This is a genomic window from Arthrobacter sp. 24S4-2 (assembly GCF_005280255.1).
GTDB lineage: Bacteria > Actinomycetota > Actinomycetes > Actinomycetales > Micrococcaceae > Arthrobacter.
In genome coordinates, this window is sequence record NZ_CP040018.1 from 2645254 (window position 1) to 2670875 (window position 25622).

Sequence of the window (25622 nt, forward strand, 5' to 3'; positions counted from 1 at the left end):
CTACAAACCTTCCAATTGGCTGCCCTGCTTGTCCTTGCCTCCGAGGCGCTGGAGGAACAAGGCCAGTGCAAGGCCGATGACTACGAGAATGACGGCGATGACGCTCGCCGGGCCCATGAGGTTGGCCCGGAAGCCGCGCAGGTACATGTCCAGGGCCAGGATCCGTGTGGAGTTTCCCGGGCCGCCGCCGGTGAGGACGAAGATCAGGTCGAAGTACGTCAGCGACCCCACGACCATCAGGGTGGACGAGGTGATGATGGTGTACTTCAGCTGGGGGAGGGTGATGTGGAAGAACTGCTTGATTGTTCCCGCGCCGTCGATCTGGGCCGCCTCGTATAGCGATTTGGGGATCTGCCGCACGCCGCCCTGGTAAATGAGCGTATGGAACGGCACGAACTGCCAGGCGATCACAAAGATGACCAAACCAAGGGCAAGATGCGGTACCCCCAGCCAGTCCTGGGCAAGGAAGGGCAGTCCAAGGCCCGTGGCCAGGCCGAAGTTCGGATCCAGCAGAGCCTTGAAAGCAATGGCGACTGCAGCGGATGAGAGCAGCAAAGGCAGGAAATACAACACTGCCAAGGCGGCCCGGTAGCGCTGGCTTCCTGCAGTGAAGACTCCCAGGAGGAGGCTGATGGGAGTCTGGACGAGCCAGGAGACGATCATGATCAGGAAGGTCAGTCCCAAAGCGTTGTACAGGCCCGGGTCCACGAGCACCGACAACCAGTTGCTCAGGCCCGCAGCCCCGATGGCACCGATGCCGTCCCAGCTGGTGAAGCTCAGGATGAGTACACCGACCAGCGGCACGAGGGCGAAGACCACGAAGAAGAACAAAGCGGGCAGGGTCAGCCACGCGAGTGCAGCCTTACGCTTGTCGGTTTGCTCAGTGCCGGTTCTGGCGGCGGCAGTCCTGGGCGCGGTGGAGACGGCGTTACTCATTTTTCGAGGGTGGCATTCATGTTCTCGGCGAACTGCTGCGGTGTGATCGACTTCAGGAACAGCTGGTCGATGTTGTTCAGCAGGGCTTCGGCGGCGGTGGGGCTCAGGGCCTGGTCCCACGACTGCTGGAAGTTCGGAGCATTCTTGGCCAGATCGTAAACGAAGTTCAGGAAGTCCTTGTCCGGAGAAGTGGAGAGCTTGTCTTCGATGCCGTTGACAATGGGAACTGATCCGGAGTTGATGTAGGTGTCAATGACGGTTTCGGTCAGAATGCCGTCCTTGAAGAACTTCTTCGCGGCTTCCTTCTCCTTGTCGTTGGCCTTTGAGGAGATCGACATGTACTGGGCAGGGTTTCCCACCCCGTTCTTTGGGTCGCCTTTGCCGCCGGCGACGGTGGGGAATTGGACGAAGCCCAGTTTCCCGTCCTGGACGAAGTTTTGACCGCCCTTCTTCATCGCGCCATAGGTCCAGGAACCATGCAGCATCATGGCGGCCTTGCCCGTGAACAGAAGCGCCTGGTCCGCGTTGGAGTCGGCGGTGATGGAGGAGAAGCCTTTGATGAAGCCTTCCGCCGAGACGAGCTCCTGGATCTTGGTGCCGGTCTCGATCACGGCAGGGTCCATCCAGGCATTGGGCTTGCCTTCGAAGATGGCCTTGAATACCCCGGCGCCCCCGATGCGGTCGAGCAGGTATTCAAGCCACATCATCGAGGTCCAGCGGGACTGACCACCGAGAGAGAAGGGTGCCACGCCCATGCCGTTGAAGGTCTTGACCAGCGACATGACATCGTCCCAGGTCTTTGGCGGCTGGGCGCCCGCCTTTTCGAACAGTTCCTTGTTGTAGAACAGGACGATCGGGGCGACGTATTGGTTGGGCAGCGCGTAGATCTTCCCGTTGACGGTGCCTGCGCCGAAGGCGGCGGGGAAGAACTTGTTCTTCAGGTCCGGGTTCTGATCGAACCAGCTGGTCAGGTCCTCTACCTGGTTAGCCTCGGCATAAGTCTTCAGGGTGCCGCCGCCCCAGCCGTAGATGATGGTCGGGGCCTGACCTGCGCCGATCGCGGTTTTGATCTTGGTTTTGTATGCGTCGTTCTGGAAGTACGTCACCGCGATCTTGTTGTCCGGGTTCGCCGAACCAAAGGCGTCCACCGCCTTCTGCATGGTGGTCTGGTTCGGTTCACCGGAGAGGTACCACATGCTGGCTCCCCCGCCGCTGGAGGCGCCAGGCCCCGATGTTCCGCAGGCACTGGTCACCATGGCGGCGAAGGGTGCGAGGGCGGCAAGGGCGAGGAAAGAGCGCCGGGATGTCTGGGGTTGCTTCATTGCTTCTCCATCTGTAATCGCTTCTTTGAGCCATCCGGGGTGTTGCCTCCGGAAACGGACTCGAAATGTTTCGCATCGGTGATTTAGGTCACGGTCTAAACTAATGCGACTAAAGTAGCGCCGTCAAGAGGCTCTGAAAAGTTTTTGCGCGTTCGGCCGTGCAGTGCTTGACCCCAAAGGCGAGCTTCTGCAGAATGAAAGTCCTGAATCTATCGAAAGGTTTCGAACCTTTATGGCAACAAAGATCCGCCAAGCTAAGCCGACGCTTGCCACCGTGGCCAGGCAGGCAGGGGTATCGGCACCTACAGTCTCGAAGGTGGTGAACGGCCGTGACGACGTTGCGCCGGAAACCCGGGCCCGCATTCTGGCCGCACTGGAGCATGCGGGGTACCAGTCTCCCCTGCAGCGCCGTTCCGCCGCCGAGGCCGGCACCGTCGTCGAGGTGGTCATAGACGTCCTCGACTCGGCCTACACGGTTGAAGTGCTGAACGGGATACTGCGGTTCGCCGCAGGTGCCGATGTTGAGATTCTGGTAAGCGTCACCGGCCCGGCGCCCTCGACCCGGCTCGGCCCCGAGGGCCGAGCCCAGCGCATAGTGGACGAGGGAAGAGCGGGAATGATTGTGGTGACGTCAGCTTTCAGCGAGGCGCAACTGCATGCGTTCCGGCGGCGCCAGATTCCCGTCGTCGTGATTGACCCCCTAAATCCGCCTTCAGCCGATGTGGTCAGCGTAGGAGCGACCAATTGGGCTGGAGGCAAGGCCGCGACAGAACACTTGCTGGAGTTGGGGCACCGGCGCATCGCCTATATCGGCGGCATCGAGGGGGCTGAATGCAACCAGGCGCGCCTGCACGGCTACATGGCCGCCCTTATGGCCCAAGGCGTGCCCGTCGATCCTCACTACATTATTTCCGGCGGCAGGTTCCGCAGGGACAGTGGAGTGGCCGGGCTCAAGGCGCTGCTCGCGCTTGAGCAGCGGCCCACAGCCATCTTTGCCGGAAGCGACAGCATCGCATTGGGTGTTCTTAGCGAAGCGGGCCGTCACGGGGTCAGGATTCCCGAAGACATCAGTCTTATTGGCTTCGACGGGACAACTCAAGGCGAGGAGTCCGTCCCAGCGCTGACTTCCGTAGCCCAGCCGCTGGAGGAAATGGGGCGCGCAGCGCTGCGGTCATTGCTGCGCCAGGCCCGCGGGGAAGTTCTGGATTCCCATCGCGTCGAGCTGGCCACGCAGGTGATTGTCCGCGACTCCACAGCCCCTCCCGCGGACTGACCTCACCGCTCTTGTCAGTTCTTGTCGGTGCTCCAAGCGGCTTGGCGACCCGTCCTGCACCTTTGCGTTCAGCGGAGGCCCGCGAAGCCCTTACCGGACGGGCGATCCCTCACTGTTGACGCTGGGGTGGGCGATGGGTTCCTCAAACGCGGGCTCTCCACTGCTGAGGTCAACGTCGGATTCCCGGATAGCGTATTTCATGGCCGCCTCTGACGCTGCGGGGCCCTCGGTGCAACGCTAGGAGCGCGGGTCAGTAGTCGGCCGGGTTCTTAAAACGCCGTGTGAATTGCCGGGGTGCGGGAGGAGTGGCTGGAAGAATCGGGAGTATGAATTCCGGTTCCCAGGATGGCCTTTTTGATGAAGCTCTCGTGGAGCGGGTGGAGCGTTTTGATGACGGGATCGTTGAGGCCGGCGCTGGTGTGAACAAGCGGTTCAAATCCTTTGAGCCGGACGCGGTGATGCTGGTCCCGCCGTCGCTGGATGAGTGGTTGCCGGGCAATCATCTGGCCCGGTTCATCGCTGATCTGGTGTCCCGGGAGCTGAATCTGTCCCGGTTCTACGGCTCGTATGGGAAGACGAAGGGCCAGCCGCCGTATGATCCGCGGTTGATGGTCCGGGTCCTGCTTTACGGCTACTGCGTCGGGGTGCGTTCCTCCCGGGAGTTGGAGCGGGCGTGCGTGGACGTGGTCGCGTTCCGTTGGCTGGCCGGGCAGCAGGCACCGGATTTCCGGTCCATCGGCCGGTTCCGCAAACGCCATCTCGCGGCGTTGGGGAACGTGTTCCTGCAGGCGCTGGAACTCTGCCGGGCCGCGGGCATGGTCTCCTTGGGCCGGGTTGCCCTGGACGGGACGAAGGTCCGGGCCAACGCGTCCCGGCGAAAGGCGATGAGCTACGGACGGCTGACCGAAAAACAGAGGATCCTCGCCGCGGAGGTCTCGGACATGCTCGCCGACGCCGAGGCCGTGGACAGGGAGGAGGATGCCCGGTTCGGGGCGGATACGCGCGGCGATGAGCTCCCGCCGGACCTGGCCGACCGGCAATCGCGGCTGGCGAAGATGGCCGCGGCCCGCAAACAGCTCGAAGAGGACGCGGCAGCCAAAGCACGCCAAGAGGCGGAGCAGAAAGCCCGGGACCGCGGCGATGACGACGGGGCGGCTGCGGCCAAGGGCGAGGAAGCCGCGGCCAAAGCGGAGGTCAGACCGAGGGCCCAGCGCAATTTCACGGACCCCGACTCCCGGATCATGAAGACCGCAGACGGCTCGTACCACTATTGCTACAACGCCCAGGCCGTGGTCGACGCGGACCATCAGGTCATCGTCGCCACCGATCTGAACAACACCGCGGTGGACGTGCAGCAACTGGTCCCGATGACCGAACGCACCGCCGAAACCCTGGGCCGGATGCCCGCCCAATGGACCATTGATGCCGGATATTGTTCAGCAGCCAACCTCGAACACGTGAAGGAAATCGAGGCCGCCGGCGGGACCGAGTTCTTCATCGCGACCGGCCGGCTCAAACACGGCGAAAAGGTTCCCGAGACGCCCCGGGGCAGGATCCCGGCCACCGCCACACCCAAGGAACGGATGGCGAGGAAACTCAAAACCAAGAAGGGCCGGGCCGTTTACGCGCGGCGCAAGGCGATCATCGAACCGGTCTTCGGGCAAATCCACACCCGCCAGGGCAAACACGTACTCCTGCGCGGCCTCGAACAAGCCAAACACGAGTGGGAACTGATGGCAGGCTGTCACAACCTGCTGAAATTGTTCACTTTCAAAGCCAAAGCCGGTCTCAACGCCCCGGCCGGAGCCTAACCCACGGGCCAAAGGCGGCCACGGCTGCCCGGCCATCAAGATGGCAACGTGTCACCGGTCAGTAGACAGGACCACCCCTGGATGACGGAAACCACTACCGCCCCACGCTCCTAGGGAACGACGTGAATCTCCGGGACGTAGAGGGGCGCAGCGCGCTCCTGCTCGGCATGGCCAAGGACAACAACGCATCCTGTGCCATCGGCCCGCTGATCCGGCTCTTCCACGAGGACTCCACCTTGGAGTCCCTGCGGACGGAAGTAATCACCCTCACTGTCGAAGGCGCGGACGGCTACCGACTGGAGGGCCGCAACAGCCTGGCCCGCATCAGCCGCCCCTTCGAGGAACTCATCAAAGCGGCGCACGGCCGCCACCACCAATACCCCGACGGGTTCGCCCTTTTCACAGGAACGCTGTTCTCACCCACTCAGGACCGCGACACCGAAGGCCTGGGCTTCACCCACAAGATCGGCGACATCGTCACGATCAGCAGCCCCCGGCTCGGAACGCTCATCAACCGAACGCAGAGAACCGAGGAAATGGAGCCGTGGACCTTCGGGATCACGGCCATGCTCAGCTACCTCGCCCAGATGGGAGCCGGTGGCGTGCCATCGACCGCATATGCTAAGTAAACTTAGTAATTGGGAGTGAAGAACTCAGGAGTCAGCAGCAGCTGGTCGGTCCGGTCTGGGGAGCATGTGGCCGGGGTCCCTTCGGACAGTCCGCTGTTGACCCATACGGTACAAAACCCGAGGATTGCGGTCGTTACCCGCCGCGTCCGCCAACACTAGACGACAAGAAGAGAACGATGGATTATTCCCAGCTGGCTTACGCGCTCCACGATGCTATTAACATTGAAGCCCGCAGCGCGTTGCCTTGTGCCCCTGTGATCGAGGCTGGAGGCGCCCGACGGAAACGTAGAGTCGACCGCCTCCGCGGCCAACTCGCGAATGTGTTCCATCGTGCCGCATGGGCCCTGGAACCAGACGTGCATTGTGTAATTCCTCGCGGATGCACCGGGCAGGGGAAGAATTAGCCCTACGGGACCACCCATGCCCTTTCTTTCAGGCTGTGTATCAAATCCGTGTCGGCAGGGTGCGTTGGGAAATACATCAGGGGCCAGCTGCTGGCTCGAGTCCCTGCCCCACGGCGCCCGGCGGAAAACCACGGCGTCATCGTCCACGACTACCGGGGGAAAGTCATGATTCTTGCAGTTGGCCGCCCGCCCATGCAAAGCGGAGCCGATGGCGTCGCTCGAGGCGACGGCGAGGGAAATCTCGTGGAAACTCATACTCGGACTGCCACCGCAGGATAGAGCGACGCCCAAGAGTAAACCGAACGTCAGCCGGCGGCGTGGGCGCAGGCGATGAAGTGGTCGGCCAACGGTTCCTCATTGCCGGCGCGGCTTACTACGGACAGTTCTACGAGATCGACGCGTCCTGAGTTGGCGCCAGGCCAGTGGCTCCGCCGTCAGCACGGGAAAGCTACCCGTCTCGTATTGGCCAAGGGGTAACGCTGGATTGCCGGTCTGCCATCTTCCATGAAAACCAGACGAGATGGTGCCCATCAAGTACCTCCGATGCCGAGCTCCGCCTCAGCGACTGCACCCGGTTCCCCAACGATATGGCAACCGCCGGGCCGGGTCCAGACATTCACCGTGGCCTCAATGCCTCAGCGGATACCGCTATCAACAATCAGTGTGATGTGAACAGGTTGGTCCGAGATGACTACGAGCTTGGAAGCAGTCGAGGCGTAGCCGCCGACGTTGCTCGCCTTGATGACATAACGGCCGTCAGCCAGTGTGAGGCTGAAGGCACCTGCCGTGTCGGTAAGCGTTGAGCCCCGGACGGCGTCCCCGGCGAGGGCGACGACGGCGGCCCCGGATACCGGGCGCGGCGGACAGTCCTGGCCAACACGTTCGACCGGACAGGCCGGCGCCGACAGGACGTAACCAGTGACCAGCCCGGAATGGAGTGTCGCCTCCCGGGATTCGTTGATGCACCCGCACAGCAGCAACAGGGCCGCCGCGGCCAGCAAAATCCGGTGGAACCGAGCCACGTCATTCACCACGCAATCCTGGACACCATAACGTTGGTCCCGCGTTTTTCAACGCAGGAGCGGCCTCCTGCGGGGCAACGCATTGTGTACAACACCGAGTATCCACGCTTCACGAACCGGAACATAGGTCCTCCTGGCGTTCCTGGTTGGCCGGGCTGCCGAACGGCCCGGCATTGAACGCCTGCGTGCTCAGCTTCGTCCCTCCCAGCATTCCGGCCCGGACACGAAGTGAATCAACGGCAGGGTCCCGCAAGGTGAGAGATGCAAGCGGCGTTGCTGCATACTACTGGTGCCTCGGTGTCGTCCCGTGAGACTACCTACGGGGTGGCGCGGACAGAATCACGGATCAGGCCAAAGAGGGCGGCTGCAGCTTTGCTGGGGCGTCGGTCAGATGGAGTGGCCAGGGACATGGGCCACATGAGGTCGGTGCCAGTGACGTCGATGACCGTGACTGCTGCGCCGGGTCGGATGGCGAATCGGGGGATGAAAGCAACACCGAGACCGTGGCTGACGAAGTCGCTCACGGTGGCGATGTCGGGAAGTTCCATCGTCACCCGGCGGGCTAGTCCTGCGTCGGCGAAGGCGCGGTCGACGATGGTGCGGTTTCCGTAGCCGATCGGTGAGTCGATGAAGTTGACGTCGGTGAGGTCATGGAGTGGAACCTCCCTGGGTGATGCGAGCGGGTGATCGTTCGGGACGACAAGGTCGATCGGTACGCGAGCGATGTCGAGGAGATCGACGGCGAAGCGTGGTGTGGTGGGCATCGAAACGAGGGCGAGGTCGAGACGTCGTTCGCTGAGGGCTTCGACCAGTCCCTGAGACCCGGAGGGAGCAGCAGAGACATGGATGCCCACATGGGGATGCTGTGCGTGGAACGTTCCGAGGAGCGCCGCGAGATCGACCAATCCGACGGAGGTCATCGTTCCGATGCGGACGGTGCCGCGCAGTCCGCCCTGGACGGCGCCAACAGCGTCGCGTGCGTCCGCTGCGGCCTGCAGGGTGATCCGCGCCTTGGTTAGCAAGGCCGCCCCGGCGTCCGTCAAGGCGACATGTTTCGTGCTGCGGTCAAGCAGCATGGCACCAAGTTCGCGCTCGAGGGCTTTGATCGCTGCCGATATGGCCGACTGAACCACGTGGACCCGGGCGGCGCCCCGTGTGAAGCTTTGCTCCTCGGCCACAGCCACGAAGTACTCAAGTTGACGCAGTTCCATCCGCTTATTATCTCTAGAATTGATAAGACTTGGCAAAATAATTCGTTGGACGAGATGCATTAACCGCGGGAGGGTAATAGTACAAACCCGCACCGATCCCTCGGAGTTCTTCATGTCAGCTTCAACCACTTCAACAACAGTCGCCTCGCACCAGACAGTTAGCGTCCGGCCCGGGCATTCGCCGAGCCGTCATCACCTCGGGTTCTGGATGATCGCGTTCGCGTTCCTCGTCGCGATGGCCTTCTCCGCCGCCCCGGCACCGCTGTACCCGCTGTATCAGGCACGGGACGGGCTCTCGACGTTCATGGGCACGGTGATCTTCGCCGTGTATGCCGTCGGTGTGGTGATCAGCCTGGTCCTCGCCGGTCATGTCTCTGACTGGGTGGGGCGGAAGAAGATCCTGATCCCGGCGCTGGTGCTCGAATTCGCCGCCGCAGCGCTGTTCCTCGCGGTGCCCGAGCTGTGGGCGCTACTGGTGGCGCGGTTCATCTCAGGACTCGGGATCGGGATGCTGACCGCGACGGCGACCGCTCACCTTCATGATCTGCACGTCCGGCACCGTCCGGGAGCATCGAAGCAGCGCTTCGAGATCGTGTCCACCGCCGTGAACATCGGCGGCATCGGCCTCGGTCCGCTCGTCAGTGGCCTGCTCGCCCAGGTCCTTGCCGAACCGCTGCGCACGCCGTACCTGGTCTTCGGCATCCTGATCGCCGTGAGCATCGTCGCCGTGCTGCTCACGCCCGAGACGGTCGGGGAGCAGCTTGTGAAGCCGACATACCGTCCGCAGCGCATCAGCGCCGACCACGGTGACCGCGCGGGTTACATCGCCGCCGTCGCCTCGGGCTTCGTCGCCTTCGCCGTGTTCGGCGTCTTCACCTCCGTCGCTCCGGCCCTTATAGCAAACATGCTTGAACAGCCCTCCCGGGCGATCTCCGGGCTCGTCGTTTTTGCCGTGTTCGGTGCAGCCGCCATCGCCCAGACTGCCACCAGCCGCCTGGGGCTCAAGACCCGCCAGACCGGCGGGCTCCTCGCGATGGCTGTCGGTCTCGTCGTGCTCGTGATCGGCATGATCGGCACGAACCTCCCGACGTTCCTGATCGGCGGCGTGGTGGCCGGCATGGGAGCAGGCATGCTCTTCAAAGCAGCTATCGGCGCCGTCGCGGCCATGGCCGCGCCCGAAAAGCGCGGCGGAGCACTCGCCGGCCTGTTCCTCATCTCCTACGTCGGACTCAGCGTTCCCGCACTCGCGATCGGGATCGCCACCCTAGCCATCTCCTCAACCGTCGCGATGACCGGGCTCACCGTGGTTCTGCTGATCATGCTCGCCATCGTCCGAGTGCTCGCTCGCCGCAGCCCGCGCCGGTAGCGCGAACATCAACGGAGGAAAACCACGGTCACACATGCGGTACTCGGAGTGGGGAACGTCGGCGCCGCGGTCGCCCGAACGGCGCTGACCGCCGGATTCGATGTCCACGTCGGTGATGCCCGCGGCTGTGGGAGAACCGTGGAGCGAGTTCTTGCTGTTCCTGGACGATGACGTGGAAATCCGGCGGGTCATCTGCAGCACCAACGCCATCGAATCCGCCAAACGCCCGCTACCGGCGCGAGGTCAGAGCCAGGGGCCGTTTGCGCACCGAGCAGGCGGCCCTGGCCACGGTGGGAGTGTTTGCTGTGAGCCGGGTTAGTCCGACGAGTGTTCCGCTGCGTCCCTGACCAGTGCTGTGGCGACAAACTGTTCGAAGCGGACGATGAGGCCGCCGCGGACGGTGAAGTGGTGTGCGACGTGGACGTTGAGGGGTTTTCGGCTGCGTTTGTGGATGGCGGTGTAGCTGGCCAGCACTACAACGTTTTCGCCGTCGACGACGTAGGTGTCGTCGTGGGCGGCCCAGCCGTCCCAGTCCCGGCGAGTTCTTCCATGACGTTTTTTGGTGACGCCTGTCGGTGTCCGGTAGGTTCCGGCGAGGGGGAACCCGGCCATCTCGGTCCATTCCACGTCCGGGGCCATGGTGGCGCGCAGGGCTTCGAGGTCTCCGGCCGCGGAGGCGAGATACTGGCGGCGGACCACGGCCGCGGGGGCGTTCTCGTCGGTCTGGTTCAGCCCCAGGTCATCTCCCCCTTGGCGACCTTGGTGCCCAGCGTGGCGGCAATGCCCAGGCCGGCGTCGGGGTAGGCGGCCTTCAGCGTGGTTTCCGCTGCGGCGGCATCGGGAGCGTCCGCAACAGTTGTTTCGAAGAACCGCAGGTAGTCGCGGGTGTGTTGGATTGAGGTCAGGTCCGTGGGCGAGCCGGTGGTGCGGTGGCCTGCGGAGACGAAGCTGGGGTTGAGGGCCTCGAAGCTATCCAGTACGCGGATCCACTCCTCGCGCTGCTCGCGGGTGGGCGAGTCTGCGGTCCATACATGCAGTCCTTCGAAGAGGAGGACACCGCCGAGGAGCACGCCATCGACTGGCTCGTATACGAACCACGCGCGGTCACCGAGGTTCTTGCTGGCCCGGCGTACCTCAAGGTTGACGCCGTCAACGGTCAGGCGTGTCTCTGTCAGCGGTGCGATGGTGATCAGGCGTGAGGGCAGGTTGGCGCCCAGGTGCGCCCAGGACACCAGCTTTTTCTCGTAGGTGTCCTTAATGTGTTCGATCACGTCATCCGGGGCAAGGAAACGAGCCTCCGGGAAAGCCTCGGCGATGACCTCGGCCCCGAAGTAGAAGTCAGGATCGCCGGCGGTGATCAAGACTGTCTGAAGGGACTTTCCCGAGTCGAGTATCCGGGCGACAATCCGGTGGCCGTCGGCGCGGGTAAACCCGGCGTCAACGAGAAGTGCTTCGGATTCACCGGTTACCAGGACGCTGGTCTTGTTCAGGGACGAATCCGGCGCGTCGATGATGGTGTAGTTCAACGGGGTCATGGCGTGTACCTTCGTTTGGGGAACCGAGTACAAAACGGACTTGGTTGCTGTAAGCCTACGGATCCGGTACCGTGCTTTCACGGTCCTGTTGAGTCGAGAGATGGTAAAAATGGGACAACCGGATATTCGCCCGGTCCGCTACACCCCGTCGCCGGCGGCATCCGGAGAGATAGAACTGATGTCGCTGCGCCAGATGCGCAAGCGAGGCGGGCTCAATGAGTTCGTTTCCGCTCAGCGCTTGGACTTCGACCTGCTCTTCCGGATCGACTCCGGCTCGACGACACATACTGTGGACTTTCAGGAGTATCTCCTTGCCCCTGGTGACGCCATGTGGGTGCGGGCGGGCCAGGTTCAGCAGTGGGGTTCCATCAGTGACATCGATGGCCCCGTGCTGCTATTCACCCCCGCAGCCCTCGAGAACCGGATCCATCAGCAGATCACCACATCCGTGACAACCCCACCCAACCACTTTCCAGCAGATGCCCTCTCCGGATCATCGGAGACGGACGCAGCACTGGCGCAGGCCTTCACCATTGCCGGCAACGGACAAGGAAACGCTCTGCGCAGGCTGGCCCTGGCCCATGCCATTTCAGTCGCGCTCCTGCTCCTGGTCGTGTCCGCCTCAGAGGAAAGCGTTCGAGGTCGGAAACAGGCGCACGAGGCATTCATCTGGTTCAGGGAGAATATTGACGAGAATTTCCGAACACGTCGAACGGTGCAGGACTATGCCGCCCGGCTTGGTTACTCCACCCGAACACTCAACCGGCTAAGCCGTGAGAACACAGGGCTCACCGCCAAGCAGCTCATCGATGAACGGATAGTTCTCGAAGCAAAAAGGGCTCTGGCGCATGGCGCCTCCTCCGTGGCCACGATCGCTGAGGAAGTAGGCTTCGACGACCCGTCTAACTTCTCCAAGTACTTCCGCCAGCGTGTGGGTATTGCCCCAGCGGCCTTCCGCGACGCCGCCAAAGGAGAGGCGCGACAGGCAGACTGAAAGTTCCAGGAATGCACAGTCCAGAGCTCCCCAGGCTTCTTCTTACCCTCGCTCAGAGGCCGAACGGGCCGAACCGGGCAATGGCGACACCAGCGGCAAGGATGCCCAAAACGAGGTTGATGATTACATTGGGCTTTTCGTGGCGACGATTATGAGTGATGCCCGCACCTGCCATAAGAAGGAAGAGCCCGGCCGCGGCTGTGGGCACCAGCACTGTGGCTATACCCAGTACTGCCGGCAGGATGAGGCCCAGGGCGGCGAGGATTTCGAGTGCGCCGATGCGCTTGACGGCGCCGTCGGAGAAGTCTTCCACCCACCCTTGGCCGGCGGCCGCAAGCTTCGCTTTCGGTTGGGCGATTTTCATGGTTCCTGCCGCCAGGAAGAGAAGGGCGAGTACGGCCGTGATGATCCAGAGGACGATGTTCATGATGTTCTTCTTTCGTGAGGCACTGGGTTGTTCGAGACTGGGAGCGTCATGCGACTGCCATCGCGTGCCGGTGGTCGGAGAGTATTTCGCGGACCATGGGGACGACTTTGCTCCCGTAGAGTTCGACGGCTTTGAGGCGTGCGGTGATCGGCTGGGCTCCGGAAGTGAAGATAAGGTCGAAGCGGCCGACGCCTAGTGATGCCACGGCACGTGCGATTCTCCGGGCGACGGTCTCCGGTGAGCCGATGTACATCGAGCCGTTCCGGGTTTCGGCCTCGAACTCTTCGCGGCGGACGGGAGGCCAGCCGCGGATGGCTCCGATGCGGTCCCTGACTACCTTGTAGTGGGGCCAGAAGATCTCTTTGGCTTCGTCGTCGGTTTCCGCAATGAACCCGGGGGAGTGCATTCCTACGGGCCATGCGGTCGTGTTGAACTCCTCCGCTGCCCGCTTGTAGAGGTCAATGAAGGGCAGGAACCGTTCCGGTTGTCCGCCGATGATGGCGAGCATCAGGGGGAGCCCGTATTTCGCGGTGCGGACCACTGACTGGGGTGTGCCGCCGACGCCGACCCACGTCTTGAGTCCTTGCTCTGTCTTGGGGTAGACATCAGCATCAACCAGCGGTGCACGCATGGTGCCGTTCCAGGTCACCGGTTTCTCTTCAAGGAGGCGTGCGAACAGCTCGATCTTCTCCTCAAAGAGCACATCGTAGTCTTTGAGGTCGTAGCCGAAGAGCGGGAAGGACTCGGTGAAGGAACCTCGTCCCAGAATGACCTCGGCACGGCCGTTGGAGAGCGCGTCCACCGTGGCAAATCGTTGGAAGACGCGGACCGGGTCGTCGGAACTGAGCACCGTTACGCCGGATCCAAGGCGGATCCGTGAGGTGCGCGTGGCCATGCCGGCGAGGACAGTCTCCGGGGCCGAGACTGAATACTCGGGGCGGTGGTGCTCACCGACTGTAAACACATCCACACCCAACTCGTCGGCCAGCACGGCCTCGTCGACCAACTGCCTGATCGCACGGGCGTGGCTTACGGGTGCACCCTGGTCGTCAACAGGGACGTCGCCGAAGGTGTCCAAGCCAAAGATCACTTCGCTCATGGGTCTCCTCTAATTGATATGTCAATTACTTAATTGACGCGTCAATCATCACCCCGTATGGTTGACATGTCAAGCGAAGATGAGGTGGTCATGGAACAAAGCGGTAAGAGTGCCCGACAGAGTCCTACTCCGGATGAACTGGCCGTATGGCGCGAGTATGTCGAGACGGCAGAGGCGTTACGCCAGGCCCTGGCGGCGGGGCTACAGGCCACGTCCGGCGTTTCCCCGGGTGACTATGCCGTGCTCCTGGCCCTGAGCGAATCTGACGGGCACCGTTTGCGGTCCTCGGCGCTCGCCGAGGGGATCGGGTGGGAGCGCAGCCGACTTTCGCACCATCTAGGTCGCATGGAAGGCCGGGGGCTCATCCTGAGGCGCAAGTCCGGTGGGGACAGCCGTGGCGCAGAGGTGGAGCTCACCGACGACGGAGCACGGACTTTCCGTGCTTCTTCAGGGCCGCATCTCCGGCTTGTCCGCCGCCTCTTTATCGACGCCCTTGCGCCGGCGGACCTCGAAGCCGTTGGGAAGGTTGCAACGAGTTTGCGCCGCCACCTGGAGGAACTCGCTCTTGAACAGGAAAACGACCAGGACTGAGCCGTCGTCGAGCATTATCCGCGCGACGCCGTGGTGGCGCCGGCCGTGGACGTGGGGACGGTCATTGCTCAAGACTCCGAGTATGCCCGGTACTCCTAAAGCTGTCCCTAGTGTCACGTAGCATGGTCTGGCATGGGCGCGAATCGGGATTTGTCGACGGACGAGCTGGTGGGTGCCTGGACACTGGTTGGCGATGACTGGGAGTTACTGGGCAATAAGTCGGGGGTGACCCGCTTGGGATTCGCACTGTTGTTGAAGTTCTTTGAGCTCGAGGCCCGTTTTCCGCGAGCAGGATCGGACTTTCCTCACGGGGCGGCGGGGTACGTGCGGACCAGGTCAGAGTCGGCGCAGCTACCCTTGATGAGTACGAGTGGTCCGGCAGAACCGCCAAGCGCCATCTTGTAGAGGAACCGATTGGACGTGCCCAGAGCGGCCCGGCTCGTGGCTGACCACATCGCAGCCGCCCGGCTTAACAGTGCCGTGATCGTCGCCCACAGCAAGGGCGGCCTCGTCGGCAAATACGTCATGCTTGCCCTGGACCCGGACGAGCGCATTGATCGCATGATCGCCGTCTGCACGCCCTTCTCCGGGTCGCGTTACGCCCGCTACCTGCTCATCCCCAGCCTCCGGGTCTTTTCACCCCGCAACGCGCTGACCCTGCAAATGGCGCGGGAAGAATCCATAAATCACCGGATCACGTCCCCTCTACGGCGTTTACGACCCGCATATCACCGAAGGCAGCGTTCTGCCCGGGGCCACAAACGTACAGCTCCAAACCGCCGGGCACTTCCGGATCCTTGGCGACGAACAGACCGCCCGCACCATTCTGGAGCAGCTGCAGGCGAACCTTCCCGGGCAGTCAACCACTATGCCGGAGGCCTCCGCGAGTAACTGATGCTGCTCACATTGGACCAAGTCACAGCTGTCCCCTGGTTTATAGCGTGGCTGCCGCCGATATACGCCCGAAGCGGATGAGCCGCCCGTCGCGCCAGGGCTCGACCGGGGGCGGTCGGGCAATACGGTTGGCCGGTGAGCTGTGCGGACAGCCCTCCGATCAACGAGCTGCCAGGCGAGCCGGTCTACGCTGTCTACATCCAGCTCGTGATCGTGACCAGTCGGGCAACCTGCTTTCCGAGAACGGCTTCACCGCGGTCAAGTCGCTGGCGGGAAGTCAACGCAGGAATGCCCAACGCACTGCACATGTTCGGGTCTTGACTTGGTTCAGTACGGTGCTACATTGCCGCTAACGGGCAACACCCGTGTGGGGGCCGACGCCCCGAGTCTACGGTGACAGCCGCCAACCCGGGGCCCATCAAATGGAGGCACGTCCTTATGAGTTCCGGCGCCGCACCGCACGTCGGTAGGGGTTCCAACGATCCCGAGTATGCTGCCAACCTTCGCCGGGCCACGTTCGCGTCGAGCGTGGGCAGCGCCTTGGAATACTACGATTTCGCGCTTTACGGGCTAGCTTCCGCCCTGATCTTCAGCAAGGTCTTCTTTTCCAACCTTGACCCCGCCACCGGCACTGTGGCGAGCTTCGCCACGTTCGGTGTGGCCTTTGTGGCCCGGCCGCTGGGCGGCCTTTTCTTCGGCACTGTTGGCGACAGGCTTGGCCGTAAATGGGTGCTGGTGGCCACCGTCCTGCTCATGGGCGGTGCCTCCACGCTGGTCGGCGCGCTGCCGACGTACGGCCAGGTGGGCATTTGGGCTCCGGCGTTGTTGGTCCTCATGCGTCTCCTGCAGGGCTTCGGCGCGGGGGCGGAGCAGGCAGGTGCGACGGTGCTGATGTCGGAATACGCGCCGGTCCGGCGTCGGGGTTTCTTTGCTGCGTTGCCGTTCATCGGCATCCAGGCCGGTACGCTGCTGGCCGCCGGCGTCTTCATCTACCTGGGCACCCTTCCGAGCGAAGTGCTGCTGTCCGGGGTGTGGCGGATTCCATTCCTGGCCTCAATCCTGCTGATTGCCATAGCCCTTTTCATCAGGCTCCGCCTGAGGGAGAGCCCCACCTTCATCGTGCTCGAAGAGCAGGACCAGATTGCCCAGAGTCCGCTGCGCGAGGTCTTCAGCCGGTCTCTCCCTAACGTGTTTCGCGGTATCGGCCTTCGAATGGCGGAGAACGGAGGCTCCTACCTTTTCAATACGCTGGCCGTCAGCTTCGTTGTCACAACTGTTGGCGTCGGCGCCTGGATCGGTCCGCTGGCTGTCGCGGTCGGATCACTCGTCGGCATGGTCTCGGTCCCGTGGTCCGGTGCGTTGTCGGACCGCTTCGGGCGGATCCCTGTCTACCGCTTCGGAGCCGGCGTCCTATTGGTGCTGGCTTACCCCGGCTGGTGGCTGCTCTCCCTGGGGAATCCCATCGTCATTATCCTCGTTGTCACGGTTGCCATTGGCTTCGGGGTGAATACGATGCTGGGTTCGCAGTGCGCCCTCTTACCCGAACTTTTCGGCAACCGCCACCGCTACATTGGTGTGGCTACGGCGCGGGAGTTCAGCGCGGTGCTCGCCGGCGGGATCGCCCCTGTGGCGGGTGCGTGGTTGATCAGCATAAGTAGCGGAGCGTGGTGGCCGGTGGCCACGTATGTGTTTGCGCTGTCAGTCATCACATTCATCACCACGTTTCTGGTGCCCGAAACGCGTGGCCGCGACCTGACCCTGATCGAGGACGCCTCACGGGACACCGCCGAGCAGGTCAACTTAAGGCCGATGGCGACCAGCCCACGCAGGCGTGATCGTGGCGGCGGCCGTTTAGCCTAGTTCTGCGGCCGCGGCGCCCATCCACTTCACGTGTACCGATCTTGGCAAACGCCACTAGGCAATCGTGTTCGTCAGGGTTCCGATGCCGCCGAGGACAACGTCGACACGATCACCGGGCTGCACGGCCACTGCTGTCCCGGGAGCCCCTGTCATCACGACGTCCCCGGGCTCAAGGGTCAACCAGGATGTTACGTAGATAAGGCACTCCGTCACGGAAGAGGGCAGGTTGAAGGAACCTGATTTCGCCCTGACCACGCCGTTGACGCACACGTCGATCCCCACGAGGTCGGGATCCGGGATCTCCGTTTCAATCCATGGACCCAGAGGCGTGTAGTTGCAGCCGGCCTTGCCTTGGAAATTCCGTTCATCCACGGCACCCTGGTCCACGTTGGTGACATCGTTGACGCAGGTGAAGCCCAGGACGTGCTCCAAAGCGTTCCCGGCTGTCAGTTCCGTCGCACTTTTTCCGATCACGACGGCGAGTTCGCCTTCGACGTTGACCGTGCCGCGGCCGCGGGCCGCCGATACCTGGTCCCCTGGGGCGGCCACGGTATGAACCGACTTGTGCCATGCCTGGATGGGCAGGGGATGACTATTGAGCGTGCGGTTGTGCGCAATGCCGAGCACTACGGCGGGCCGGACGGGAGCGAGGAAGACCGCTTCGGCCTCAGGGGTTGTGCCTCCGGTGTAGGTGAGCGGTTCCACAAACGGGTCATGAATGTGATCCCAGCTGCCGTTCCGCTCCACGGCATGTTGCGGACCTGCGGGTGTCTTGATTCTTGCAATTCTCATGGGGCTCCTGGTTGCGATGATTGTGGGAGGACGGCGGCTGACATGGCGGCCGCGGTGCTATTGGAGGTATTTGAAAACGCTCCAGGGTCTCGGGGCTATGAAGTCGCAATTATGGCTATGCCTCGCTCCGAAGCTGGGACGGCGGTCGTTGGATTGAGTCCGGAAGAATGCAGGCTCCCCGCATCCCAAACAGCTGAGGCGGTGACGGCGGGAACTCCGCCATGCTTCCTCTCTCGCCGCGAATTCCGCGGCGTCCCAGTCCTGGCCGTCAATTTCACTCATGGCACGTTTCACTATCTGGAATCCTTCATTAACATCAGGTGCCGCCTCCGGCCGTGCCGGTGCGGCACCGAGCGAAACTGGCCGTGAGCGGAGGCGGCAGTCAGGCTTTCTCGTACGTGTAGCCGAAGGGTACGTCGTGGCTCAGTTCAAGGGTGAACCGCCCGGGCGCGAGCTTCGTGACGAGAATTCCCGCGGTGCCGTGCGCGAGGGCCGTCGCCTGGAGGCTCCGAATCCCGGAATCCAGGGCGTCGCCCAACTCGCGGGCCTCTCGAATAACAACTTCCGTTTTTTCAAATGCTGTCTCAGTCATTGGTATCGCTTTCTGTGTTGCGAGGGTGCTAGCCGGCCCTGAGGCTGAGCCGGTTGTTGAATGCAGTCGTATCGAGCACTTCCCGATTGATCACGAATTTGGGAGTCCGTCCGTTGGCGACAGCAACGATGGCGCGCACGCAGCTGCTGCCGTTGCCGAGGGACATTTCATCGGTCCAGGAGAGGCAGTGCGGGGACAGCGTTACGTTGTCCATACCGACAAGTTCGTTGGCCACGGGTTCCGTTTCAAACACGTCCAGTCCGGCTGCTGCAATGCTTCCGCTGGCCAGGGCTGAAATAAGGTCCCGTTCGTTGATGATGGGGCCGCGAGCCATGTTGATGACCACTGCCGTGGATTTCATCCGGTCCAGGATTGCCGCGTTGATGACGTGGTAGGTCTGTTCGGTCAGCACTGCCATCACAATGAGGGCGTCACAAATGGCGGCAACGTCTTCCAGTTCCATCAGTTCAACACCCAGTTCGATGGCCCGTTCGGGCGGGCAGAAGGGATCGTGGCCCACGCATCGGACGCCGAAGGGCTGCAGCAGGCGGACCAGCTCACCCCCGGTGTTTCCAACGCCGAGCAGGCCAATGGTTTTGCCGGACAGCCCGGTGCCCATAAATCGTTCGCGGAGGTCCCAGGACTTTTCACGGACCAAGCGATCCTTCATCACTGTGTTGTGCAGGACGGACAGAAGCATGGACAAGGTGGCTGTGGCGACCGGGCCGCGGGCGCCGTCGGGAGTGATGGTAGCTACTGTTCCCGCACGGGTGCAGGCCTGGAGGTCCACCGCGTCGAACCCGACACCGAACCGGGCCAGAATGAGCGGCGGATTCTCCACCCCTGCAAAGGACGCTGCTGTGACGGCGGGGGCGGCGTAGAGGATGGCGTCGTAGCGCTCCATTTGCGCGGGCGTGAGGACCTCGGCCCGGTCCGTCATGTACTCCCACTTCAAGCCGGCGTCGTCGAGTCCGGCAAGTCCGATGTCGCCCCAGACGTTGTTGCCGCCGGAGTCCAGGAAATCGGGGGAGATTCCAACTGTGAATGTCATTTAGAAGACCGCCAAAGGGTTTACGGGCGAACCGGTGCCGCGGGGAATGTTGAGGGGAGCGACCACGAACATGAACCGGTAACGATCCTCCTCGGCGCAGGCATCGCCGAGGTCTTCGAGGTCGAGGTTGTCAAGCAGGGGCAGTCCCATAGCCGTGATCGCAAGAATGTGGATGGGCGAATGGATGCCGGGAGTGGGGGAGGGGCGAACATCGGAATCACCGTCGCCACCCAAGAGGACGATGCCACGCTCTGCCAGCAGCGGCATGCAGTCAACGTGCAGGCCCGCGCTCAGATCCGAAGAGTCCCAGACGCCGAGTTCGCGGGCGCGGCGGAAGTGGCCAGTGCGGATCAGGACGGCGTCGCCGTGCCCAATTTCTACGCCCAGCCGTGCCTCCGCGGCCAGAATGTCCTCGGCGTGGATGGCTGTTCCCGGCTCGAGCCATGGGACGTCGAAGAGGACGGCGAAGTCGAGCAGCACAGCCGGCGCCACGAGCGAGCCGAGCGCACTGACGGATCCGAAGTCGGCGCCGGTGGCGGTCACCACGTCCTTTGAGGTCTGTCCTTCGTACAGGAGTCCTTTGTAGGCGATGTGGCTGAGGGCATCAAGGTGACTGACGGCTTTGCCGTGGTAGTCGACGCCGATGAAGTCCTTGTTACAGGACGGTTCCGGGGCTTCGCGCACCCCAAGGTCCGTCATATAGTGCAGGGCGGGATTGGCGTTGGACGGTCCGCTCACGGTGTTCCATGGCAGCGCAGTCTGCACAACCCGTCCGCTGCTTACGAGGGAAGCCGCTTCGACCACCGAGGCGGGGGTGACGGTCTGCCAGGCCCCGGCGGAGGGGTTGCCGTAATGGCCCCAGGTTTTGACAAGTTCGAATACCTCCTCGAAACGGTCCTGCAGGACAGTGAAGCCCGAAATGGTTGGGGCTGGGTAGAGTGAGCTTGCCCTGATGTCTTCCGCACACACGGTTTACTCCTTGAAAATTAGGGACCGTCTTGGAATCGCGGGTCGGCAACTCCACTACGGAGGCCCGGGCGGCCACATGAAACGCCACCGGTCCTGAAGGAAAGTGAGGAGGGGGTGACTCGGTAATGATAAGCCAATATACTGGTCGAAAGTCAATATCTTGGATAAGGGGAACACGGAAATGACGACAGAAGCACACTCGGGAGCTCAAAGCTCCGTACCGGCCATCACGCGGGCGATGGCCATTCTCGACCTCGTCGCAGCCGCTGGCCAGGCTGGCGTCAGCGTGCCCGAAATTGCAAAGTCGATGGAGTTGGCCAAGTCCTCCACGGCTAACATCTGCGCGGCCCTGGAGGGCGAGGGGATGCTCCGGCGCTCCGATGGCCGCTTGATACTGGGGCGGCGGATCCTATCGCTTGCCGGGGATTACCTCCGCTCGGCCGACCAGCTCTCCGAGTTCTATGCCTTGTGCCGGCGCTCCCGGCTGATTTCCCGCGAGGCGGCCCGGCTGGCACTCCTGGATGGAACCGACGTCCTCTACCTGGCGCGCTACGAGGGAACCAATCCAATCAGGCTCACCGCCAACATCGGGGACCGATTCCCGGCTCACGTGACGGCCACGGGCAAGGCCGTCCTCTCCACGTTGCCTGACGCCGTGGTGGAGGACCGATATCGGGGCAAGACCTTTGTGCCGTTCACCTCGCGCTCCCTGACCAGTGTTTCGGAGCTCATGTCCGACCTGGAGAAGTCCCGTCATCGCGGCTACTTCATGGATGACGAAGAGACCAATATCGGAGTAGTGTGCTTCGCCGTTCCCGTGGTGGACATCCCGGGCGAACCTGCGCAGTTTGCCATCAGTGCCACGCTGCTTAAGGCGCGTGCCGATGAGCTGGACCACGAGGAAATCGTGGAGGAACTGCAGCAAATTGCCCGCGCCCTCGCCAATCCACTGAGCGCGCATTCCCTCTAACCTTCCTGATTCAGGGCCGCCCTTAGGGGTGGCCCTGCCTGTTTAAATGCCCTGGTTGCTGCGGGAAGAGTCCCGACAAGGAATTGGCTATTGACCAATATGCTGTTCGTAGGACAAGATATTGGTCAAGCAGGTCATTGGTGACCACCCAGAATTTAGGCAGCACTGGGGCTGCAAGGAGCGAACATGGGACTCAACCCTCCCGCGATGCCGCTGATTCACATCGAAGAATTAACCAAGCGCTTTGGCGTGAACGCGGCGCTACAGGATGTCAACCTCACGCTGGAAGCCGGCAGCATCCATGCGTTGCTCGGCCAGAACGGGGCCGGCAAGTCCACACTGATCAAGATTCTGTCCGGGCTTTACACACCAACGAGTGGCCGCATCACAGTCGCCGGGCACGCACTCGGCACGCCCGAAGCCACCGCGAACATGGCCTTCATCCATCAGGACCTTGGCCTGGTGGACTCCATGACCATCGCGGAGAACATTGCGCTGAGCACGGGCTTTGGCCGCTCCGGCGGATTCATCTCCTGGCGCCAGGTCCGGGACGACGCCGCGGAGGCGCTTCAGACGGTGGCCTCCCACCTCGAACCTGACCGGTACGTCTCGGAATTGACCCGGGCGGACAAATCGCTCGTGGCAATCGCCCGGGCGCTGGCCTCCAGCGCCTCGGTCATTGTCCTGGACGAGCCGACGGCAAGCCTCCCCGCAGCAGATTCCCGCCGGCTCTTTGACGTGCTGGAAAAGCTGCGGAGCCAGGGCCACGGGTTGCTGTATGTAAGCCACCGACTCGACGAAGTGTTCGCCATTTCAGATACCGTCACCGTCCTGCGGGACGGCCGCCTGATCCACAGCGGACCGATCGCCCAGAAGTCACCGCGGGAACTCGTCGTGGACATCGTGGGCCGCAAACCCGTCAGTTACACCTCGGGCAGCGGCGTCCAGCAGGACGTACGGCTTGAAGTGGATGGGCTGACCACCTCCCAGACGCAGGCGGTCTCCTTTACAGTCCACGCAGGCGAAGTCGTCGGCATGGTGGGGCTCACCGGAGCCGGGCACATGGAACTCGGGCGGGCTTTGGCCGGGGCGCGCAGGATCACCTCGGGCAACGTCCTGCTCGATTCGAAGAACTACCACCCCCGGACGCCGTCGGAAGCTGTCGACTCAGGCGTAGGTTTCGTCACCAGCAACAGGATGGAGGAGGGCTGCGCCCCCGAGTTGACGCTCCGCGAGAACTTCCTTCCGAATCCCGGCATCCGAACCAAAAACCCCTTCGCGTGGACCAGTCCGCGGGCCGAACGGAAGCTCGCCGAGGAACTCGTGGAGCGGTACGGCGTCAGGCCCGCGCTGACCGAGGTGGCCATCGCCACCCTCTCCGGCGGCAACCAGCAGAAGATCATGATCGGCCGCTGGCTCAGCACGCGCCGGAAGCTCATCATCCTCGAGGAACCCACAGCCGGCGTGGACGTCGGCGCCAAGGCAGACATCTACACGCTGTTGGAAGAGTCCCTCGCGGATGGCCTCGCCGTGCTGATGATCTCAACCGACTTCGAGGAAGTCGCCAACGTCTGCCACCGGGCACTCGTTTTTGTCCAGGGAACCGTCACCGCGGAACTGTCCGGCGCTGACCTGTCCATTGCAAACCTAACGGCGGCCGCCTCCGGTGCTGCTCTCACTTCGGAGTAATCCTCACATGAACAAGATGAACACAAACCGCCAGCGGGGCGGCGCCGCCCACCTCCTCGGACCCTACGGACTCGTCGTCATCCTAGTGGTACTGTTCGCGGTATTTGCCCTAATCCTGCCGCAAACGTTCCTCTCGGGCCGTAACTTCAACGCCATTCTCAGCAACCAGGCCATCCCCGCCCTGCTGGCGCTGGGGGCAATGATCCCCATTGCCACCGGAAAGTTCGATCTGTCCATCGGCTACGGCCTGGGGCTCTCCCACGTGATTGTCCTCAAGCTCATCGTCGACAGCAACATACCGTGGGGGATCGCGGCCGTCGTGGCCATCGCCGTCATGGCACTCGTGGGCGTGATCAACGGCCTGTTGGTCGAATTCGGCCAGATCGACTCCTTCGTAGCAACGCTGGGCACCGGAACCGTGCTGTACGCCATCACAGGGGCCATCACCAACGGGGCCCGCGTGGTACCGGGCGACGGCGGCCTGCCCGTCTCCTTCAAGGACCTCTACGATTCAAAAATCGCCGGAGTCCCGATCGTTGCCGTCTACCTGCTGATCGTTGCCGTCATCCTGTGGGTCCTGTTCGAACGGCTGCCGCTGGGACGCTACTTCTACGTGCTGGGCTCAAACCCCCGCGCCGCAGCCCTGATTGGCATCCCCACGAAGAGATACTCCATTTACGCCTTCGCCTTCTCCGCAGTGGTAACCGGCGTCGCAGGAGTGCTGCTTGCCTCCCAGCAGCAGATCGGAAACCCGAGCGTCGGCATGGACTATTTGCTGCCAGCCTTCGTGGGGGCGCTCCTGGGGGCCACAGCCATCAAGCCCGGACGCGCCAACGTGATCGGCACTCTGGTTGCGGTCATCACTCTGGCCATCGGCCTGGCCGGAATCTCCCAGTTGGGCGCCCAGTTCTGGGTAACCCCACTCTTCAACGGCGTCACGCTGCTGATCGCCGTCGGTCTTGCAGGCTACTCTGCACGGCGCAAGCTGCGTGCCGGTGCGGTGGCCGCACCGCCGCCCAACCTCCCCGCCGCAGGCGACGCCGGCCCTCCAACTCCCGCAGGACCTTCCACGGGGGCCGGGCTACCGGCGGCCCCAGCCACCAGCGCCGTCTAGCCCCGAAACATCACCGGCTACACCTGTCCGGATCAGGCACCACATCAGGCAATTTCCCATGACCGAAAGGCTTCACGATGAACAACTCCGCCCCAAGACTGCTGCTCGCTGCCGGCGCCATCATGGCACTAGGACTCACGGCCTGCACCAGCGGTTCGGCTGAATCAGCTGCCGCCGGCGCAACCGCTGGCGGGGACAGCGGCTGCGCCGACGTCGTTGCCACCGCGCAGAAGGCCATCGACGCGGCATCCAAAACGAACAGTCCATGGGATGGACCCACCTCAGGACCCAAGGCCGCAGCGGGGAAAACCCTCGTCTACGTGGCGCAGTCCATGACTAACCCCGGTGTCGCTGGAGTGGCCAAGGGACTTCAGGAGGCAGCGGCGTCCATCGGCTGGAACGTAAAAGTGATCGACGGCCTGGGAACTCCCGCCGGGATCCAGAGTGCCTTCAGCCAGGCGCTGACCACCAAACCGGACGGCATCGTGATCGGTGGCTTCGACCCCAAGACCACCGCAGCCCAGGTTGCCGAAGCCAACTCGGCCAAGATTCCGCTGGCCGCCTGGCAAGCTCTGTCCACGCCTGGTCCCAGCACCGATCCGCTGCTGTTCACCAACATCACCACCAAAGTTGAGGACGTGGCGAAGATCAGCGCCGACTTCGTCATCGCCAAATCCAACGGCAAGGCCGGGGTCGTCATCTTCACCGACTCCTCCATCCCCTTTGCCGAGGGCAAATCGCAGATGATCAGGAAGGAACTGGAAACCTGCTCCGGCATCAAGGTCCTGGAATACGACAACGTTCCCCTCTCTGACGTCAGTGCAAGAATGCCGCAGGAAGTGTCCTCCCTGCTCAGCAAGCACAACGAAGCCTGGACCTACTCCGTGGCCATCAACGACGTCTACTACGAAAACGCGACCGCAGCACTGCGTGCCGGCGGCGTGAACGCCGGCGGGGCACCGTTCAACGTGGGGCCGGCGACGGCGACTCCTCCGCGTTGCAGCGGATCAAGGCCGGCGAATACCAGACCGCCACTGTCCCTTCACCGCTGAAGTCGGAGGGATGGCAGCT

Annotated in this window: 23 protein-coding genes and 1 pseudogene; 12 read left to right on the forward strand and 12 right to left on the reverse strand. The window is 62.9% G+C overall.

Annotated features, from left to right (window positions below):
• Together FCN77_RS12085 and FCN77_RS12090 are read right to left on the reverse strand one after the other, a co-directional pair.
• A complete protein-coding gene (locus tag FCN77_RS12085; protein ID WP_137322457.1) occupies window positions 1-936 on the reverse strand; it encodes a carbohydrate ABC transporter permease in 936 nt (311 codons plus the stop codon).
• The gene (locus FCN77_RS12090) at window positions 933-2258 is read right to left on the reverse strand and encodes an extracellular solute-binding protein (RefSeq protein ID WP_137322458.1); all 1326 of its coding nucleotides are present in this window, start codon (window positions 2256-2258) and stop codon (window positions 933-935) included. The genes FCN77_RS12085 and FCN77_RS12090 overlap by 4 nt, the downstream gene beginning before the upstream one ends.
• A 232-nt stretch (window positions 2259-2490) precedes the next feature.
• Between FCN77_RS12090 and FCN77_RS12095 the strand changes: the two genes are divergently transcribed.
• The 3 genes and pseudogenes from FCN77_RS12095 to FCN77_RS12105 all read left to right on the forward strand — a co-directional run.
• A complete protein-coding gene (locus FCN77_RS12095; RefSeq protein ID WP_137322459.1) occupies window positions 2491-3531 on the forward strand; it encodes a LacI family DNA-binding transcriptional regulator in 1041 nt (346 codons plus the stop codon).
• Window positions 3532-3857: 326 nt separating this feature from the next.
• Entirely contained in the window at window positions 3858-5342 is a 1485-nt protein-coding gene (locus tag FCN77_RS12100) for an IS1182 family transposase (protein ID WP_137322460.1), read from the forward strand.
• Between the two features lie 110 nt (window positions 5343-5452).
• Window positions 5453-5971, forward strand: a pseudogene (locus FCN77_RS12105) (fumarylacetoacetate hydrolase); the annotation flags it as partial.
• Between the two features lie 1039 nt (window positions 5972-7010).
• Here FCN77_RS12105 and FCN77_RS12115 read toward each other — a convergent pair.
• Window positions 7011-7406, reverse strand: a complete 396-nt coding sequence (locus FCN77_RS12115; RefSeq protein WP_175417242.1) for a carboxypeptidase-like regulatory domain-containing protein — start codon at window positions 7404-7406, stop codon at window positions 7011-7013.
• Window positions 7407-7714: 308 nt separating this feature from the next.
• A complete protein-coding gene (locus FCN77_RS12120) occupies window positions 7715-8608 on the reverse strand; it encodes a LysR family transcriptional regulator (protein WP_137322462.1) in 894 nt (297 codons plus the stop codon).
• 112 nt (window positions 8609-8720) lie between these two features.
• On the opposite strand from FCN77_RS12120, the gene FCN77_RS12125 reads away from it, so the two are divergent.
• Window positions 8721-9974 carry an MFS transporter gene (locus FCN77_RS12125; protein ID WP_137322463.1) on the forward strand — a complete coding sequence of 418 codons (1254 nt, stop codon included), beginning with the start codon at window positions 8721-8723 and terminating at the stop codon, window positions 9972-9974.
• A gap of 315 nt (window positions 9975-10289) precedes the next feature.
• On the opposite strand, the gene FCN77_RS12135 is transcribed toward FCN77_RS12125, so the two are convergent.
• Together FCN77_RS12135 and FCN77_RS12140 are read right to left on the reverse strand one after the other, a co-directional pair.
• The gene (locus FCN77_RS12135) at window positions 10290-10673 is read right to left on the reverse strand and encodes a nuclear transport factor 2 family protein (RefSeq protein ID WP_254678969.1); all 384 of its coding nucleotides are present in this window, start codon (window positions 10671-10673) and stop codon (window positions 10290-10292) included.
• A gap of 29 nt (window positions 10674-10702) precedes the next feature.
• Window positions 10703-11509 (reverse strand): MBL fold metallo-hydrolase, encoded by an 807-nt coding sequence (locus tag FCN77_RS12140; RefSeq protein WP_137322465.1) that lies wholly within the window; start codon window positions 11507-11509, stop codon window positions 10703-10705.
• Between the two features lie 109 nt (window positions 11510-11618).
• Here FCN77_RS12140 and FCN77_RS12145 point away from each other — a divergent pair, with 109 nt between their 5' ends.
• The gene (locus tag FCN77_RS12145; RefSeq protein WP_137322466.1) at window positions 11619-12503 is read left to right on the forward strand and encodes an AraC family transcriptional regulator; all 885 of its coding nucleotides are present in this window, start codon (window positions 11619-11621) and stop codon (window positions 12501-12503) included.
• A 52-nt stretch (window positions 12504-12555) separates the two neighbouring features.
• Here FCN77_RS12145 and FCN77_RS12150 read toward each other — a convergent pair whose 3' ends face one another.
• On the reverse strand, window positions 12556-12930 hold the full coding sequence (locus FCN77_RS12150) for a DoxX family protein (protein ID WP_137322467.1): 375 nt from the start codon (window positions 12928-12930) through the stop codon (window positions 12556-12558).
• A 46-nt stretch (window positions 12931-12976) separates the two neighbouring features.
• A complete protein-coding gene (locus tag FCN77_RS12155; RefSeq protein WP_137322468.1) occupies window positions 12977-14029 on the reverse strand; it encodes an LLM class flavin-dependent oxidoreductase in 1053 nt (350 codons plus the stop codon).
• 66 nt (window positions 14030-14095) lie between these two features.
• Between FCN77_RS12155 and FCN77_RS12160 the strand changes: the two genes are divergently transcribed.
• The 3 genes from FCN77_RS12160 (at window position 14096) to FCN77_RS12175 (ending at window position 17374) form a co-directional block, all read left to right on the forward strand.
• Window positions 14096-14620 (forward strand): MarR family winged helix-turn-helix transcriptional regulator, encoded by a 525-nt coding sequence (locus FCN77_RS12160; RefSeq protein ID WP_254678970.1) that lies wholly within the window; start codon window positions 14096-14098, stop codon window positions 14618-14620.
• Between the two features lie 414 nt (window positions 14621-15034).
• Window positions 15035-15511 carry a hypothetical protein gene (locus FCN77_RS12170; protein WP_254678971.1) on the forward strand — a complete coding sequence of 159 codons (477 nt, stop codon included), beginning with the start codon at window positions 15035-15037 and terminating at the stop codon, window positions 15509-15511.
• Between the two features lie 441 nt (window positions 15512-15952).
• Complete coding sequence (locus FCN77_RS12175) at window positions 15953-17374, forward strand: MFS transporter (protein ID WP_137322469.1); 1422 nt, start codon at window positions 15953-15955, stop codon at window positions 17372-17374.
• 54 nt (window positions 17375-17428) lie between these two features.
• Here the strand turns inward: FCN77_RS12175 and FCN77_RS12180 are convergent, their stop codons facing one another.
• The 4 genes from FCN77_RS12180 to FCN77_RS12195 all read right to left on the reverse strand — a co-directional run bounded on the left by FCN77_RS12180 (window position 17429) and on the right by FCN77_RS12195 (window position 20778).
• Complete coding sequence (locus FCN77_RS12180; protein ID WP_137322470.1) at window positions 17429-18166, reverse strand: fumarylacetoacetate hydrolase family protein; 738 nt, start codon at window positions 18164-18166, stop codon at window positions 17429-17431.
• Between the two features lie 382 nt (window positions 18167-18548).
• Window positions 18549-18758: a hypothetical protein gene (locus FCN77_RS12185; RefSeq protein ID WP_137322471.1), complete on the reverse strand. Its 210-nt coding sequence runs from the start codon at window positions 18756-18758 to the stop codon at window positions 18549-18551.
• 28 nt (window positions 18759-18786) lie between these two features.
• Window positions 18787-19809 (reverse strand): D-isomer specific 2-hydroxyacid dehydrogenase family protein, encoded by a 1023-nt coding sequence (locus tag FCN77_RS12190; protein ID WP_137322472.1) that lies wholly within the window; start codon window positions 19807-19809, stop codon window positions 18787-18789.
• Complete coding sequence (locus FCN77_RS12195) at window positions 19810-20778, reverse strand: cyclase family protein (protein ID WP_254678972.1); 969 nt, start codon at window positions 20776-20778, stop codon at window positions 19810-19812. It lies immediately after the preceding gene.
• A 181-nt stretch (window positions 20779-20959) separates the two neighbouring features.
• Here FCN77_RS12195 and FCN77_RS12200 point away from each other — a divergent pair, with 181 nt between their 5' ends.
• From FCN77_RS12200 to FCN77_RS12215, 4 genes are all read left to right on the forward strand, one after another.
• Window positions 20960-21748 carry an IclR family transcriptional regulator gene (locus tag FCN77_RS12200; protein WP_217496289.1) on the forward strand — a complete coding sequence of 263 codons (789 nt, stop codon included), beginning with the start codon at window positions 20960-20962 and terminating at the stop codon, window positions 21746-21748.
• Between the two features lie 186 nt (window positions 21749-21934).
• Window positions 21935-23437 (forward strand): sugar ABC transporter ATP-binding protein, encoded by a 1503-nt coding sequence (locus FCN77_RS12205; RefSeq protein ID WP_137322473.1) that lies wholly within the window; start codon window positions 21935-21937, stop codon window positions 23435-23437.
• Between the two features lie 7 nt (window positions 23438-23444).
• Entirely contained in the window at window positions 23445-24551 is a 1107-nt protein-coding gene (locus FCN77_RS12210; protein ID WP_137322474.1) for an ABC transporter permease, read from the forward strand.
• Between the two features lie 77 nt (window positions 24552-24628).
• Window positions 24629-25603 carry a substrate-binding domain-containing protein gene (locus FCN77_RS12215; protein WP_217496290.1) on the forward strand — a complete coding sequence of 325 codons (975 nt, stop codon included), beginning with the start codon at window positions 24629-24631 and terminating at the stop codon, window positions 25601-25603.
• Window positions 25604-25622: the final 19 nt, after the last annotated feature.

Bases quoted from the DNA above. Each gene is read 5' to 3' on its own strand.
- FCN77_RS12145 (WP_137322466.1), top strand. From the start codon at position 11,619: ATGGGACAACCGGATATTCGCCCGGTCCGCTACACCCCGTCGCCGGCG.
- FCN77_RS12175 (WP_137322469.1), top strand. From the start codon at position 15,953: ATGAGTTCCGGCGCCGCACCGCACGTCGGTAGGGGTTCCAACGATCCC.
- FCN77_RS12085 (WP_137322457.1), bottom strand. From the start codon at position 936: ATGAGTAACGCCGTCTCCACCGCGCCCAGGACTGCCGCCGCCAGAACC.
- FCN77_RS12120 (WP_137322462.1), bottom strand. From the start codon at position 8,608: ATGGAACTGCGTCAACTTGAGTACTTCGTGGCTGTGGCCGAGGAGCAA.
- FCN77_RS12155 (WP_137322468.1), bottom strand. From the start codon at position 14,029: ATGAGCGAAGTGATCTTTGGCTTGGACACCTTCGGCGACGTCCCTGTT.
- FCN77_RS12160 (WP_254678970.1), top strand. From the start codon at position 14,096: ATGTCAAGCGAAGATGAGGTGGTCATGGAACAAAGCGGTAAGAGTGCC.
- FCN77_RS12125 (WP_137322463.1), top strand. From the start codon at position 8,721: ATGTCAGCTTCAACCACTTCAACAACAGTCGCCTCGCACCAGACAGTT.
- FCN77_RS12205 (WP_137322473.1), top strand. From the start codon at position 21,935: ATGGGACTCAACCCTCCCGCGATGCCGCTGATTCACATCGAAGAATTA.
- FCN77_RS12200 (WP_217496289.1), top strand. From the start codon at position 20,960: ATGACGACAGAAGCACACTCGGGAGCTCAAAGCTCCGTACCGGCCATC.
- FCN77_RS12190 (WP_137322472.1), bottom strand. From the start codon at position 19,809: ATGACATTCACAGTTGGAATCTCCCCCGATTTCCTGGACTCCGGCGGC.
- FCN77_RS12180 (WP_137322470.1), bottom strand. From the start codon at position 18,166: ATGAGAATTGCAAGAATCAAGACACCCGCAGGTCCGCAACATGCCGTG.
- FCN77_RS12185 (WP_137322471.1), bottom strand. From the start codon at position 18,758: ATGACTGAGACAGCATTTGAAAAAACGGAAGTTGTTATTCGAGAGGCC.
- FCN77_RS12095 (WP_137322459.1), top strand. From the start codon at position 2,491: ATGGCAACAAAGATCCGCCAAGCTAAGCCGACGCTTGCCACCGTGGCC.
- FCN77_RS12090 (WP_137322458.1), bottom strand. From the start codon at position 2,258: ATGAAGCAACCCCAGACATCCCGGCGCTCTTTCCTCGCCCTTGCCGCC.
- FCN77_RS12100 (WP_137322460.1), top strand. From the start codon at position 3,858: ATGAATTCCGGTTCCCAGGATGGCCTTTTTGATGAAGCTCTCGTGGAG.
- FCN77_RS12215 (WP_217496290.1), top strand. From the start codon at position 24,629: ATGAACAACTCCGCCCCAAGACTGCTGCTCGCTGCCGGCGCCATCATG.
- FCN77_RS12150 (WP_137322467.1), bottom strand. From the start codon at position 12,930: ATGAACATCGTCCTCTGGATCATCACGGCCGTACTCGCCCTTCTCTTC.
- FCN77_RS12210 (WP_137322474.1), top strand. From the start codon at position 23,445: ATGAACAAGATGAACACAAACCGCCAGCGGGGCGGCGCCGCCCACCTC.
- FCN77_RS12140 (WP_137322465.1), bottom strand. From the start codon at position 11,509: ATGACCCCGTTGAACTACACCATCATCGACGCGCCGGATTCGTCCCTG.